Raw genomic sequence first — 15,572 nt, forward strand, 5'->3', positions numbered from 1 at the left:
TATAAAAGAATTCTATGCGTAAAATTTGTATTTTGTTGCTGGTCTTATTGTGCGGTAATGCTTTGCGTGCGCAGGTTAATCCGGCAACTCAAGATACAACAAAAACTCAATTTTCTAAAGGAAAAATTGAACTCGAAGATCCTCCGAGTATTTTGTCTGCTTACAGATATGATCCTATTACAGATCGTTATATTTTTACAAATTCTGTTGATGGATTCTCTATCAATTATCCACTGATTTTAACTCCAAAAGAATACGAAGATTTAGTCTTGAAAGAATCCAGAAGAGATTATTTCAGGAAAAAAATGGATGCGATAGACGGTAAAAAACAAGGTGCCGAAGCAGCAAAGAAAGATCTTCTTCCTAGATATTATATTAATTCAAGCCTTTTTGAGAGCATTTTTGGAAGTAATACAATTGACGTAAAGCCCACAGGTTCAGTAGAAATGGACTTAGGTTTGCGTTACACCAAACAAGACAATCCCGCCTTTTCTCCAAGAAACAGATCAAGTCTTACTTTTGACTTTGATCAGAGAATCAGTATGAGTTTGATGGGGAAAATTGGAACACGTTTAGAAGTAAATGCCAATTATGACACCCAGTCTACGTTTGCTTTTCAAAATTTATTTAAGCTGGCCTATACGCCTTCTGAGGATGATATTATTCAGAAAGTAGAAGTGGGTAATGTCAGCATGCCTTTAAACAGTACTTTGATCCGAGGCGCGCAAAGTCTATTTGGAGTTAAAACACAATTGCAATTTGGAAGAACAACCGTTACAGGTGTTTTCTCAGAACAAAAGTCTCAAACCAAAAGTATAGTCGCAGAAGGTGGAGGCACGGTGCAAAACTTTGATTTATTTGCATTGGATTATGATAACGACCGACATTTCTTCTTGTCGCAATATTTTAGAGATAAATATGATCAGGCTTTGGTTAGCTATCCTGTAATTCAAAGTCAGGTTCAGATTACAAGAATAGAAGTTTGGGTAACCAACAAACAAAATAGAATTGCAACCAATAATAACAACTTAAGAAATATTATTGCGCTTCAGGATTTAGGAGAAGGGCAGCTTTCGGGAGTTCCAGATAACGAGTTGGTCGTAATCAGTTCGACCGCGGGATTCTTTAACAGTCCTATAAATTCTCCAACAGATAACGCAAACAATAAATACGACCCTGAAACGATTGGACAAGCAGGCTCGTTTTTAAATTCTAATATTAGAGAGATTGTTACTGCCAAGTCTGGATTTAATAATGCAAATGTAAGCGAGGCAACAGATTATTCTGTTTTAGAAAACGCTAGAAAATTAACTTCAAACGAATATACTTATAACCCGCAATTAGGATACATCTCGCTGCAGCAGCGTCTGGCAAACGATGAGATTCTGGCAGTAGCTTTTGAATATACTGTGGGAGGTAAAGTATATCAAGTCGGAGAATTTGGAAGCGACGGTGTTGATGCTACTGTTGTAACAGGAAACAACAATGCCAATCAGGCCATTATTACACAAAGTTTGGTCTTAAAAATGCTGAAAAGCAGTTTGACTAACGTACAGAATCCAGTTTGGAATCTGATGATGAAAAACGTGTATCAAATTCCACAGGCTTATCAAATCAAACAAGAAGATTTTAGATTAAATATTCTTTACACCGATCCGTCACCATTAAATTATATTACACCGGTTCCAGGAACTACTTTTCCGGCAAATCCGGCTCCGGATATGAAATTGACGGATACACCTTTGTTGAATGTATTTGACATTGATCGATTGAATTATAACAATGACCCTCAAACAGGAGGAGATGGTTTCTTTGATTATGTTCCAGGAATAACAGTAGATGTACAAAATGCCCGAATTATTTTTACCAGAAAAGAGCCGTTTGGAGAACGCCTTTTTGATAAATTAAAGACAGGTGCAGGAGAATCTTATAATGATCCTGCAACCTATAATGACAACCAGAGAAAATATGTATTTAGAACTATGTACCGAAATACACAGGCTGTATCCTTACAAGACAGTGATAAAAACAAGTTCTTGCTGAGAGGAAAGTACAAATCTTCGGGAAGCAGCGGTATTCCGATTGGAGCATTTAATGTTCCTCAAGGTTCGGTAGTAGTAATGACGGCAGGAAGAAGACTTGTAGAAGGAATAGATTATAGTGTCGATTATCAATTAGGAAGAGTACAAATCTTAGATCCTTCACTTCAAGCCTCTAATACACCAATTGAAGTATCATTAGAAAACAATTCTATCTTTGGGCAGCAGACCAGAAGGTTTATGGGCTTTAATATTGAACATAAAATTTCGGATAATTTTGTTGTCGGCGGTACCTACTTAAAAATGACAGAACGCCCTTTTACTCAAAAATCGAGTTATGGGCAAGAATCTGTAAACAACACTATATTTGGTTTCAACGGAAATTATTCAACAGAAGTTCCATTCTTAACCAGATTAGCCAATAAACTTCCAAACATAGATACAGATGTTCCTTCTAATCTTTCTATTAGAGGAGAAATAGCCTTTTTAAAACCAGATGCGCCAAAAGCTAGTGAGTTTGAGGGAGAGGCAACTATTTATATTGATGATTTCGAAGGTTCTCAGACTACAATAGACATGAGATCTGCTTTTGCTTGGAGTTTGTCTTCAACGCCTTTTATAAATTCAGCCAACGACAATACATTTAACGCTGGTGCTAGTACTTTAGAATACGGTTACAAACGTGCCAAATTAGCCTGGTATACTATTGACCCTGTTTTTTATACCTCAAAACCATCCGGTATTTCAAACGACGATTTATCTTTAAATACTACACGACGAATCTACAGTAGAGAGTTGTATCCAAATACAGATATTGCGCAAGGACAGCTTCAAGTTGTTAATACGCTCGATTTAACTTATTTTCCTTCAGATAGAGGGCCGTATAATAACAATCCTAATTTCGGCGCGAGTAATCCGTCAACAAATTTTGGAGGAATTATGCGAGCTTTAAACTCAACCAATTTTGAACAAGGAAACGTCGAATACATTCAGTTTTGGGTATTAGATCCTTATGTTGGAAATGGAGAAGCTCCGGCAAGTAATACAGGAAAAATTTATTTTAACTTAGGTGAAGTTTCTGAGGACGTTTTAAAAGATGGCAGAAAACAATATGAAAACGGATTAGGTCCAGATCAGGTTATGGTGAATCCGCAGCCACTTTGGGGAGATGTTCCTGCTTCTCAATCTTTAATTTATGCCTTTGATACCAATCCTGAAAATCGTAAAAATCAGGACGTTGGTTTAGATGGTCTGCCTGACTCTAAAGAAGCTTTAATTTATAATAATTATGCTGGTGAACCTGATCCGGCCGCAGATAATTATACTTATTATTTAAATACCAGCGGAGGAGTTTTGGACCGCTATAAAAAATACAACGGAACAGAAGGAAACTCTGCCGTAAGTGTTGATGATCCGAATCGTGGTTCTACCACACTTCCAGATGTTGAAGATATTAATCGTGACAATACCATGAGTACGATTAATGCTTATTATGAATATAGTATTGATTTAAGACCTGGAATGCAGGTTGGAGAAAATTACATTACCGATATTCGTGAACCAGAAGATGTTGGAAATGTTGAATTGCCAAACGGAACTACAACCCGCGCAAGATGGATTCAGTTTAAAATTCCAGTTTCGCAGCCAAAAAATACAATTGGAAACATTACCGATTTTAAATCGATTCGTTTCATGCGTATGTTTATGACAGGTTTTAATGATCAAATGACGGTTCGTTTTGGAGCTTTAGATTTAGTAAGAGGGGAATGGAGAAAATATACTGGAACTCTTGACGCCAACGATCAAAACCCTGATGACGACGGAACAGAATTTGACGTAGCAGCAGTTAATATTCAAGAAAATGGAACCAAATGTCCTGTAAACTATGTAATTCCTCCTGGAGTACAAAGAGAGCAGCTGTACAATAATAACACGATTATTAATCAAAACGAACAATCATTAGCGTTGAGAATTGGCGGTAATGGATTGGAGTACCAAGATTCGAGAGCTGTTTTTAAAAATGTAAGCGTTGACATGCGTCAGTACAAAAAATTAAAAATGTTCCTTCACGCAGAATCACTGCCAAGAGAAGTTGCTCTTGCAGACGATGAAATGATTGGTTTTATTCGTTTTGGTAATGATTTTACACAAAACTTTTATCAGATTGAGATCCCGTTAAAAGTGACAAGAACTGGTGGTTCGTGTACGATTAGCCCAGATCAGGTTTGGATGGATGATAACAATATAGATGTTGCTTTGGAGCTGCTGACCAATATGAAAATTAAAGGGATGCAGATAGATCCTACTTCTTCTAAGCGTGACATCAACGGAATTTATTATCCAGATCTTGATCCTGACCAAGCAGGAGGAGATGGAAGCGAAAGACTGCGATTAGGTATAAAAGGAAATCCAAACTTTGGATTGGTTCGAAATTTAATGGTCGGAGTAAAAAGCACAACACTGCACAAAGGTCTTGTCGGAGAAGTTTGGTTTAATGAACTTCGTATGTCTGACATGGAAAATAAAGGCGGTATGGCAGCATTGTTAAATGTTGATACCAATATGGCCGATTTTGCGACACTTTCGGCATCAGGAAAAAAGAGTACAATTGGTTTTGGATCTCTAGAACAAGGTGCCAACGAGAGAGATCGTGAAGACATTCAGCAGTATAATATTGTTACAAATCTTAATTTAGGGAAATTACTTCCTCCAAAATGGGGTATCAACCTGCCTTTTAATTATGCGATCGGAGAAGAGGTAATTACTCCAGAGTACGATCCTTTTAATCAAGATATTAAATTAGACCAATTATTGAGAGAAACTGCAGATTCTAATGAGAGAGACAATATTAGAAGTCGTGCAGTAGATTATACCAAACGTAAGAGTATCAATTTTATTGGAGTTAGAAAAGACAGAGCACCAGAGCAAAAACCTCATGTTTATGATGTTGAGAATTTTACTTTCTCACAATCTTATAATCAGGTAGAACGCCATGATTATGAAGTTGAAGATTATGAAGACGAACAATCGAATACTTCTGTGAATTATGCTTACACTTTTCAGCCAAAAGAAGTAGTGCCATTTAAGAAAACCAAATTCATGAAAACCAGTGAATATTGGAAAATATTGAGTGATATCAACTTTAATTATCTGCCTTCAAATATTTCATTCAATTCAAATATTTTAAGACAAAGCAACCGTCAGCAGTATAGACAAGTTGATAACGTGCCAGGTTTAGAAATTGATCCTCTTTATCGTAGAAACTTTGCGTTTAATTATCAATATGGTTTCGGATTTAATCTGACAAAATCATTAAAATTAAACTACAGCGCGGCATCCAACAATATCGTGAGAAATTTCATGAACGATGATAATACGCCAAAAGAAGACTTTAATATCTGGGACGATTATCTGAACATCGGAACACCTAATCAGCATTTACAGCAGTTGGTTTTAAATTATGAAATTCCACTTTATAAAATTCCAGTTTTAGGTTTTATAAAAGCAAGTTATTCGTATACTGCGGATTACAACTGGCAGCGTTCGTCGACTGCAATGACTGAGTTTGTAGATGCAGATGGTAATCTTCAGAATTTAGGAAACACCATTCAGAATGCGAATTCTAATACTTTTACTTCTACGTTGAATATGAATACATTGTATAAGTATTTAGGATTAGTGCCTGGAGGTAAAAAAACAACAAAAGCCAAGCCTGCTGCACCGCCAAAACCAGGTGAGAAAATTGTAAATACAGCAAAACCTACTGTAAGCAATAGTCCTTTTTATGATGGTTTAATTGGTGTATTGACAAGTGTAAAAAACATACAGGTTAATTACACTAAAAACAGCGGTACAGTTTTACCGGGGTATTTACCAGGAGTTGGATTTTTTGGAACATCAAAGCCGTCTTTAGGATTTGTTTTTGGTAGTCAGGATGACATACGTTACGAAGCTGCTAAAAATGGATGGTTGACCGATTATGATGAGTTTAATCAAAATTTTACACAAGTAACTAATAAAATTTTGAAAATAACAGCCAACGTTGATCTGTTCCCAGATTTAAAAATTGATTTGGCGATGGACCGTTCTTATTCGCAAAATTTTTCAGAACAATACAAGGCAGATCGAAATGCAGAAGATCCATATGAGTCTTTATCCCCTTATACTTATGGAATGTTTTCTATTTCTACCGTTTTGATCAAAACAGCTTTTTCTACAAGTAATGCGACAGAATCTTCCGCTTTTGATGATTTTAGAAGTAACCGTTTAGTAATTGCGAACCGTTTGGCAGAAGATCGTTATGGGGAAGGAGCGGCGATTCCTAGATATGATGCGGCAGCGCTTCCAACTGAAGATCCAACCGCACCTATTGAAAATATTGCAAACCCAAATAATACCGAAAGAAAGTTAATTCAGTCAAACGACGGATATCCTATAGGGTATACTAAAAGTAATCAAGCTGTATTGCTTCCTTCGTTCATGGCAGCTTATACGGGAGCAGATGCTTCGGGTGCTTCGACCAGTATTTTTAGAAATTTCCCAATTCCAAACTGGAGTATTAAATATAACGGATTGATGCGTTATAAATACTTTAAAGATAAATTTAAACGTTTTTCTTTACAGCATAATTACAGAGCATCGTATACGATTAATCAGTTTAGATCTAATTTTGATTATACAGAAAATCCAAGCGGACAAGATGTGAATGGTAATTTCTATAATAAAACGATTATGTCAAATGTCAATTTAGTTGAGCAGTTCAGTCCGCTTATTAGAGTTGATTTTGAGTTGAAAAGTTCGTTGCGACTGCTGACAGAAATCAAAAAAGACCGTGCGCTTTCGATGAGTTTTGATAATAATCTGCTTACCGAAGTTAAGGGAGTTGAATATGTAGTTGGTTTAGGATATCGATTTAAAGACGTGATTTTCTCTTCAAGGCTGGCAGATAATCCAACTGGAATTATTAAAAGTGATATTAATATTAAAGCCGATTTTTCTTTTAGAAACAATGAAACTTTGGTAAGATATTTAGATTACGATAACAATCAGCTTGCTGCAGGACAGAATATCTGGACAGTAAAGTTAACGGCAGATTATGCATTTAGTAAAAACCTAACGGCAATATTTTACTATGATCACTCGTTCTCTAAAGCTGTTATTTCGACATCATTCCCGTTAACCAATATTAGATCAGGCTTTACACTTCGTTATAATTTCGGAAATTAAATTTAGAATTCTAAACAAGATTTCATTAGAAGATTATTACATTTGTGGCTATAATTTTAAATAATCAATTTTCAAACATACTATTATGAGCATACCAGCAAATTTAAAGTACACAAAAGATCACGAATGGGTTAGCATCGAAGGAGATGTTGCGACTGTAGGAATTACTCATTTTGCACAAAAAGAGTTAGGAGATATCGTGTATGTTGAGGTAGAAACTTTAGATCAAACACTTTCAAAAGATGAAGTTTTTGGAACTGTTGAGGCTGTAAAAACAGTTTCGGATTTATTTTTACCATTAACAGGTGAAATTATTGCTTTTAATGAAGATTTAGAAAGTGCTCCAGAAACAGTAAACTCTGATCCTTACGGAGCTGGATGGATGATTAAAATTAAAATTGCTGATGCTTCAGAAATTGATACTTTATTATCTGATCAAGCGTATAAAGATTTAATCGGTGCCTAAACAACTTCTTTTAATTTGGGCAATAATCTGCTCTGGAATCATTACTTATTTTTGTCTAACAGATTCGAGTAACATACCGGCAGTTAATTTTCCAAGTATAGATAAAATTGTTCATTTCTGTTTTCATTTCGGATTTACGGTTTCATGGATTTTATTTTTCAAAAAAGAATTAAAAGGTAGAGAAGCAGATGACTTTAAAGCGTATTTAATCTCATTTATATTTTCTGTTTTTTTTGGAATTACCATCGAAATACTGCAAAGTGTTTTTACAATCACAAGAGCGGCAGATGTAACAGATATACTCGCAAATGCACTTGGTGCTGTTGTGGCAGTTTTTTCGGCTATAGGTTTTAAAAAGCAAATCGATAAGATATAATAGGAACCCACTTCGGTGGGTTTTTTATTACAGGAAAATCAAAATTTAGAAAAAGCTGTTTTTTTCAATATAAAATGTACTTTTGTGCTGGTTTTCTGCAACTTCAATCGTGATGAACATAAAGCAATATCTGGATTCTACTTATTTAAAAACTGCCTCACAAGCTGGTCTTAGTGAAGCAGAAAATACGTTTGTGGTTCAAAATGCGATCAGCGAAGCCATTCAGGAAAGTTTTAAGCTGATTATGATTCGTCCCGAATATGTTTCGATGGCCAAAGCAATGATTCTTGAAGCAAATTCAGTTTTGCTGATTGGCACTGTGATTGATTTTCCAGAAGGAAAATCTACATTAGAAACCAAGCTTAAAGAAGCTAACGAGGCTATTGCAAACGGAGCTGATGATCTCGATTTTGTTTGTAATTATGAAGCTTTTAAAAATGGTGATGCAGATTTAGTCAAACAAGAAATTCTCGTTGGAACGCAGATCGGTCTTGCCAACAATAAAACCGTAAAATGGATTATTGAAGTGGCGGCTTTAAACGATAAAGAAATTATACAACTTTGTGTGTTGATCAAAAATGTGATAATTTCGAATTTTAAAGAAGACGATTTTGCTTCGGTTTTTGTAAAATCTTCAACAGGTTTTTATAAAACAGAAAATGATCTTCCAAACGGAGCGACAATTCCATCTATTATTATAATGCTTGAAAATGCGTCTCCGCTTCCTGTAAAGGCAGCAGGAGGTGTCCGTTCTTTTGATGATGCAGTCGAAATGATTCGTTTAGGAGTTAAACGTATCGGAACTTCGGTGGCAAAAGCAATTGTAAACGGAGAAAATTCCCCAAATCAATATTAAATAAATACCCAAATTTAAGTGAATAAGTTTTTTTTATCCCTTGTTTTTATTTTTTCGTTCTTTACTGTTTTTTCGCAGCAAAATAGAAATTCTTCAATACAGCCGGGTTTTAATACAGAAATGTTTCCCGTTTTTCCAAATTGTGAAAATCTGGAAGGCAAAAAACTAGAAGATTGTTTTTACAAAGAAGTTCAGGATTTTGTTTTTGCTAATTATCAAGTACCGGAAAACCTGAAAAATAACAACTACAAAGGTGTTGTAAAAGTACTTTTTGAAGTAAATGCAGAGGGTGAATTTAAGGTGATTTATGTTTCGGCATCAAACGATGAATTGTCGGAAGAAGCAAAACGTGTTTTCGGAAAATTTCCTAAAATCAAACCTTCAACATTCAGCGGAAAACCAACCTATTCCAAATATACGATTGCTATAGATATTCCTTTAAAAAGTTCGGAGCAATTGGCAGCCGAAGCTTTGGCTGCATCTGAAATTTTGAAACCAGTTGAAAAACCAATGACAGAATTGGACAGTATCGTATACAAAAAATACAATAATCCAGAATTCGAAAGTCACTTAAATATACCCTTTTCTCACAGTTATTACGCGCAGTTTGACGGTGCGATGAATCAAGTGGGAAGTAATAATCATACTGCTTCTAAACCTTATACTTATGAAGAGGTTTCTAAATATTATAATTTAAAAGCAGTAAATCAATCTTTGCAAAAGAATGTTTCAAGTTGGCTGGGGAGAAAATGGTGGAACGAAAACATGGTGCAGATTCAGGGAGAAGATTATTGGTTTTCGTTAAACCCAATAGTAGACCTGCAAATGGGGAAAGCCTCAGATCTTGATGCGTCGTATACTTATGTAAATACAAGGGCATTAAACTTTAGAGGAGGTTTAGGAAAACAAATCAATTTTACCACTACATTTTTTGAAAGTCAGGGAAGATTTGCAGGGTATTTTAATGACTATGCAGAATCTATCAAGCCTTCTGGCGGAAATCCGGCGATTATTCCTGGAGTGGGAATCGCTAAAAGATTTAAAACAGATGCTTATGATTTTCCTTTAGCAGATGCTAATATTACATTTGCTCCAAGTAAAATTTTTGACTTACAGTTGGGTTATGGAAGAAACTTTATTGGAGACGGTTATCGTTCTTTGTTAGAAGGTGACGGAGCAAGTCCATATCCGTATTTTAAAATCAACACCAAATTTTGGAAGATAAAATATACTAATACTTACATGTGGCTGAAAGATGTTCGTCCTGATGTTACAGCAGAAAGAACCTATGCAACCAAATTTATGGCAAACCATTATTTAAGCTGGAATGTTTCTAACAGATTAAATTTAGGTTTTTTCGAGTCGGTAGTTTGGACAGACTCTAATAATAGAGGTTTTGACATCAACTTTGTAAATCCAATTATTTTTTATCGTGCAGTAGAATTTGGTTCGTCTTCTAAAAGCGGAAATGCACTTTTAGGACTTACTGGAAAATATAAATGGAACAATAGTATCAATATTTATACACAGTTTTTGATCGATGAGTTTTCTGTTTCTGAAGTTGGGGCAGGAAATAAAAGCTGGAAAAATAAATTTGGTTTTCAATTAGGGGCCAAATATTTCAATGCCTTTAATGTCAAAGATTTGTTAGTGCAGGTTGAGTTAAATCAAGTTCGTCCTTATGTATATTCGCACAGTGCCGTTATTACCAATTACGGACATAATAATCAGAGCGTAGGCCACCAATGGGGAGGGAATTTTCAAGAATTGATTTTAATCGGACGTTACCATAAAGGGCGTTTGTTTGCAGATGCAAAATTTACAATGGGAACCAGAGGTCTGGATTTTGATACAGCACAGGACTCATATAATTACGGCGGAAATATTTATAAAAGTTACGATGAAAAACGTCCGTATGATACAGGTGTAAAAATCGGGCAGGGAAATAAAACAAGTGTTTTTATTGCAGATGTTCAAGGCGGTTATTTAATTAATCCAATGACAAACTTGAAGTTATTCGGAAGTTTTATTTATAGAAATTTTGATCCAACTCAGGAAACTGCAACGACATTTAAGCAAAATACAAGTTGGTTTAGCATCGGACTTCGTTCTGATATATTTAATTGGTATTTTGATTACTAGTTTTTAATAAGATTTTTCAAAAGAATACTGTTAAAGAATCGTAAGTTCTTATTTTGCGGAGGTTTTATTGAAAAAAATCTAATTTTATTGGTTCAAATTCTACAATCTAATTTGTACATTTGCACCACTCAAAAAAATACACAAACAATCACGGTATTGAACGCTGCAAAAAACACACTATCACTCAAATCAATATTTTTAGATTTTAAAGAGATTACTAAAGCCGGTCTGGCTATTAGTGTTTTGTTTTCTTCTATTGCAGGATATTTATTAGGAGTAGATGCCGAACACCCCTTTAAATGGAGTGTTTTGGTGGTTTTGTCTATTGGAGGTTATTGCATGGTTGGAGCTTCGAATGCTTTTAATCAGGTAATAGAGAAAGATATCGATTCTTTGATGGATCGTACTAAGAATCGTCCCGTTCCTTCAGGGCGTATGTCTCCAAAAATGGCTTTGCTTGTGGCAAGCCTTCTTACTATTACAGGTATAGCATTGCTTTACAGTATAAATGCCAAGTCGGCAATGTTTGCTGCAATTTCGATATTTTTATATACAAGCGTATATACACCTTTAAAAACAGTAACTTCGTTGTCTGTTTTTGTTGGTGCTTTTCCAGGTGCTATTCCGTTTATGTTAGGATGGGTGGCAGCAACAGGAGAATTTGGTATCGAAGCAGGAACTTTATTTTTAATTCAGTTCTTCTGGCAGTTTCCGCATTTCTGGTCAATTGGCTGGTTTTTGTATGAAGATTACGAAAAGGCTGGGATTTTTATGCTGCCGACAGGTAAAAAAGATAACGGAACTGCATTGCAGATTATATTATACACCATTTGGCTGATAATCGCATCTTTATTGCCAATGTTAGGTTTTACAGGTCAATTGTTTATTTCTCCAATTGCGGCCGTTTTAGTATTTCTTTTAGGAATTTGGATGCTTTTTTATGCTGTTAAATTATATCGTTTAAGAACAGCTAAAGCAGCAAGAACATTAATGTTGGTTAGTGTATCTTATATTTCCTTATTGCAGATTGTATTTATAGTAGATAAATTTTTAAGATAGTTATGGAAATGACATTGAAAACAAATGAAGAACAAATACAAAAGTCAAAATCAGCAAAACTGATTCTGCTTTTTGCCATGGTAAGTATGACCATGATGTTCGCTGGGTTGACAAGTGCGTTTGTAGTTAGTAAATCAAGAGCAGACTGGTTGAAGAATTTTGAACTTCCTTCGGCTTTTTATTGGAGTACAGCAGTAATTATTGGATGCAGTGTTACTTTTTACCTTGCGAAAAAAGCAATGCAGAAAGACAATAGAATCGCTGTTACAAGTTTGCTTTTGGCTACATTAGCGCTTGGGATTTTATTTGTGGTTTTGCAGTTTCAAGGATTTGGACAAATCGTTGCGCAAGGCTATTATTTTACAGGAGAAGGTAGTTCTATTACTACAACTTTTCTTTATGTGGTAACGGTTACACACTTATTACACCTTGCTGGTGGGATAATTTCACTTTTAATTATAATTTATAATCATTTTAAACAAAAATACAATTCATCTCAAACTCTTGGGATAGAGCTAGGTGCGATGTATTGGCACTTTTTGGATTTATTATGGGTATATTTATTTTTATTTTTATTTTTCTTTAAATAAGAAAAAAACGTAAATTTGGGAACTTTTTAACGAATATCTTTTATGGGAGCGACAGTTACTACTGCAAACAACGACGAAAAAACCTGGGGAGGCGGTCATGAGATCCAGCCGCTAGGATCAAGTTATGGTAAAATGATGATGTGGTTTTTTATCGTATCAGATGCCTTAACATTCTCTGGATTTCTAGGAGCTTATGGTTTTTCTAGATTTAAATTTATCGAAACTTGGCCATTGGCCGATGAAGTGTTTACTCACTTCCCATTTATGCATGGTGTTCCGGCTCCTATGTATTATGTAGCATTAATGACTTTTATTTTGATCTTTTCATCTGTAACAATGGTTTTGGCTGTTGATGCTGGACACCAATTGAAAAAGACAAAAGTTGCTATTTACATGTTCTTAACTATTATTGGAGGTTTCATTTTCGTTGGTTCTCAAGCTTGGGAATGGAAAAACTTCATTAAAGGAGAATATGGTGCAGTTGAAACTGTAGGAGGCAGCTTACTTCAATTCGTTGATAAAGACGGAAAAAGAGTAGCTCTTGCTGATTTTGCAGTTAAATTGCCAGAACAAAGAGAAGCTTTGACAAGAAGCCACTCAACTTGGTTTATGGAAGAGGCTGAATCACAGCCAAGTTTTACTGTTGCTGAAGTTCAGGCTGGTTTTAAAGCACATCCAGAAGTTTTAATTAGAACAGAAAAACTAGATGCGAACAAGAAAAAAACAATTTTAACAAGAGAAGATTCTGAAAAACATTTAGCAACTGCTAAATATGTTGTAGAAGGAGCTAACTTGATTAGAAACGAATACGGAAATAAATTATTTGCTGATTTCTTCTTCTTTATTACAGGTTTCCACGGATTCCACGTATTCTCTGGAGTTATCATTAATATCATCATTTTCTTTAATGTATTATTAGGTACTTACGAGAAAAGAAGAAGCTACGAAATGGTTGAGAAAGTTGGTTTATACTGGCACTTCGTAGATTTAGTTTGGGTATTTGTATTTACAGTATTCTATCTAGTTTAATCTTTACAATTTAATTATTATGTCACACGAGCACGTATCAAATACAAAAAGAATCTGGTTTGTTTTCGGATTACTTTCAGCAGTAACTATTGTAGAGGTTATTTTAGGTATCTACAAACCTCACGCATTAGAATTTAATCATTTTGTTGGGTTGAATTTGTTAAACTGGATTTTCTATATCCTGACAATTTTCAAAGCATATTATATTGTATGGGCATTTATGCACATGGAAGGTGAAAAAAGCAGCCTTAGATGGTCTGTAGTTTCTCCTGTTATTTTCCTAGTATTATATTTATTGTTTATTCTGTTAACAGAAGGACACTATATTTATGGGGTTTTTAAAGATTCTACTATTAAATGGAATTTTTAACATGATATTAATTCGAAAAGAGTCCCGATAACATCGGGATTTTTTTATTTTTGTACCTCAATTACTTCCATTAATACAATGAAAAAAAATATAGTTCTCTTTGTACTTTTTGTCCTTCCAATTGTAGCGTATTTATTTTTTGCTTCTGGTGTAAATAGTTTTACGACACTTCCGGTAATCACCCCAAAAGTTGCTGACTTTGGCAATTGGGAATCTCTAAACGGAAAGAAAATCTCTTTGAATAAAAAGATTACAGTACTCGGTTTTTCAGGTTCGAATATATTAGAAAATCGCGGTAATTATTTTAATCTTAACGAAAAAATATACAAGCGATATAATGGGTTTGAAGATTTGCAGTTTGTTATTCTATGTCCGGTTGGAACAGAAAATGAAGCGCAGAAAATAGTAAATGCTTTAGCTCCTTTTACAGATGTTAAGAACTGGAATTTTGTTTTTGCATCAAAAGAAGAAATCCAGAAATTTTATGATGGATTGCATTTAGAAGGAAAATTAAATGAAAATCTTGGGACTTCGAATGTTTATATAATAGATAAAGAAAGAAATTTAAGAGGAAGAAAAGATAAAGAGGATTATAAAGAAGGTTATGATACTTTTCATCCGTCTGAGCTGAGTAATGAAATGCTGGATGATTTTAAAATTATCTTGTATGAATACCGGGCAGCACTTAAGAAAAATCATAATGCCACTAAACAACTTTAAAATTACTTATCATGTTTAAAAACAAATCTTATATCGGGATCTCTTTTGTTATTTTGATTTTTGGGATCTATGCAGTTCCTAAAATCGTAGACAGAATAAAAAATGACGACGTCGTAAAAGGAAACCGTTTGGATAATGTTGGAGCAAAAACTTCTAAAGAAGCCAAGCTGATGACAATTGGCCCGGCACCAAAATTTGAATTGACAAATCAGGATAATGTAAAAGTTTCAAACGAGACGTACAAAGGAAAGGTATATGTTTTAGAATTCTTTTTTACAACCTGTCCTTCCATCTGTCCAAAGATGAATATGAGCATGCTGGAAATTGAAAAAACGTTTTTCGGTAATCCTAATTTCGGAATTGTTTCCATAACCATAGACCCAAAACATGATACCCCGCAGGTTTTAAAAGATCATGCAAAACTATTGGGGGTTAAATCGTCAAATTGGAATTTCTTAACTGGAGATAAAAACGTAATCATGGATTTGTCTAATAAAGGTTTTAATCTTTATGCCGGAGAAAATGATAAAGTAAGCGGCGGTTTTGAACATTCTGGTTTATTTGCTTTAATTGACAAAGACGGAAATATTCGCTGCAGAAAAGACGAATTCGGTAATCCTAATATTTATTATGACGGTTTAGATAAAAAAGGAGTTCGTGACATTCAACAAGATATTAAAATTTTATTAGAAGAATAAA

General features: G+C 34.7%; 11 protein-coding genes. All 11 read left to right on the forward strand.

The window, feature by feature from the left end:
* Positions 1-14: 14 nt before the first annotated feature.
* Complete coding sequence (sov, locus tag C4F50_RS11140) at positions 15-7,265, forward strand: T9SS outer membrane translocon Sov/SprA (protein WP_194138733.1); 7,251 nt, start codon at positions 15-17, stop codon at positions 7,263-7,265.
* A gap of 85 nt (positions 7,266-7,350) precedes the next feature.
* Entirely contained in the window at positions 7,351-7,731 is a 381-nt protein-coding gene (gcvH, locus tag C4F50_RS11145) for a glycine cleavage system protein GcvH (RefSeq protein ID WP_091492358.1), read from the forward strand.
* Positions 7,724-8,107 (forward strand): VanZ family protein, encoded by a 384-nt coding sequence (locus C4F50_RS11150; RefSeq protein ID WP_194138734.1) that lies wholly within the window; start codon positions 7,724-7,726, stop codon positions 8,105-8,107. Before gcvH ends, C4F50_RS11150 begins: the two co-directional genes overlap by 8 nt.
* A 112-nt stretch (positions 8,108-8,219) precedes the next feature.
* Positions 8,220-8,963, forward strand: a complete 744-nt coding sequence (gene deoC, locus C4F50_RS11155) for a deoxyribose-phosphate aldolase (protein ID WP_194138735.1) — start codon at positions 8,220-8,222, stop codon at positions 8,961-8,963.
* Between the two features lie 18 nt (positions 8,964-8,981).
* Positions 8,982-11,105: an energy transducer TonB gene (locus tag C4F50_RS11160; RefSeq protein WP_194138736.1), complete on the forward strand. Its 2,124-nt coding sequence runs from the start codon at positions 8,982-8,984 to the stop codon at positions 11,103-11,105.
* A gap of 156 nt (positions 11,106-11,261) precedes the next feature.
* A complete protein-coding gene (gene cyoE / locus C4F50_RS11165; RefSeq protein ID WP_194139146.1) occupies positions 11,262-12,164 on the forward strand; it encodes a heme o synthase in 903 nt (300 codons plus the stop codon).
* Between the two features lie 2 nt (positions 12,165-12,166).
* On the forward strand, positions 12,167-12,754 hold the full coding sequence (locus C4F50_RS11170; protein WP_194138737.1) for a cytochrome c oxidase subunit 3: 588 nt from the start codon (positions 12,167-12,169) through the stop codon (positions 12,752-12,754).
* Positions 12,755-12,796: 42 nt separating this feature from the next.
* Positions 12,797-13,783 (forward strand): cytochrome c oxidase subunit 3, encoded by a 987-nt coding sequence (locus C4F50_RS11175; protein WP_194138738.1) that lies wholly within the window; start codon positions 12,797-12,799, stop codon positions 13,781-13,783.
* A 19-nt stretch (positions 13,784-13,802) separates the two neighbouring features.
* Positions 13,803-14,153 carry a cytochrome C oxidase subunit IV family protein gene (locus C4F50_RS11180; protein ID WP_194138739.1) on the forward strand — a complete coding sequence of 117 codons (351 nt, stop codon included), beginning with the start codon at positions 13,803-13,805 and terminating at the stop codon, positions 14,151-14,153.
* Between the two features lie 78 nt (positions 14,154-14,231).
* Positions 14,232-14,873: a hypothetical protein gene (locus C4F50_RS11185; RefSeq protein ID WP_194138740.1), complete on the forward strand. Its 642-nt coding sequence runs from the start codon at positions 14,232-14,234 to the stop codon at positions 14,871-14,873.
* Positions 14,874-14,884: 11 nt separating this feature from the next.
* Positions 14,885-15,571 (forward strand): SCO family protein, encoded by a 687-nt coding sequence (locus tag C4F50_RS11190; RefSeq protein WP_194138741.1) that lies wholly within the window; start codon positions 14,885-14,887, stop codon positions 15,569-15,571.
* Position 15,572 lies beyond the last annotated feature (1 nt).

The organism is Flavobacterium hungaricum (genome assembly GCF_015182285.1).
Classification (GTDB): domain Bacteria; phylum Bacteroidota; class Bacteroidia; order Flavobacteriales; family Flavobacteriaceae; genus Flavobacterium; species Flavobacterium hungaricum.

Bases quoted from the DNA above. Each gene is read 5' to 3' on its own strand.
- gcvH (WP_091492358.1), top strand. From the start codon at position 7,351: ATGAGCATACCAGCAAATTTAAAGTACACAAAAGATCACGAATGGGTT.
- sov (WP_194138733.1), top strand. From the start codon at position 15: ATGCGTAAAATTTGTATTTTGTTGCTGGTCTTATTGTGCGGTAATGCT.
- C4F50_RS11190 (WP_194138741.1), top strand. From the start codon at position 14,885: ATGTTTAAAAACAAATCTTATATCGGGATCTCTTTTGTTATTTTGATT.
- C4F50_RS11175 (WP_194138738.1), top strand. From the start codon at position 12,797: ATGGGAGCGACAGTTACTACTGCAAACAACGACGAAAAAACCTGGGGA.
- C4F50_RS11170 (WP_194138737.1), top strand. From the start codon at position 12,167: ATGGAAATGACATTGAAAACAAATGAAGAACAAATACAAAAGTCAAAA.
- C4F50_RS11180 (WP_194138739.1), top strand. From the start codon at position 13,803: ATGTCACACGAGCACGTATCAAATACAAAAAGAATCTGGTTTGTTTTC.
- deoC (WP_194138735.1), top strand. From the start codon at position 8,220: ATGAACATAAAGCAATATCTGGATTCTACTTATTTAAAAACTGCCTCA.
- C4F50_RS11185 (WP_194138740.1), top strand. From the start codon at position 14,232: ATGAAAAAAAATATAGTTCTCTTTGTACTTTTTGTCCTTCCAATTGTA.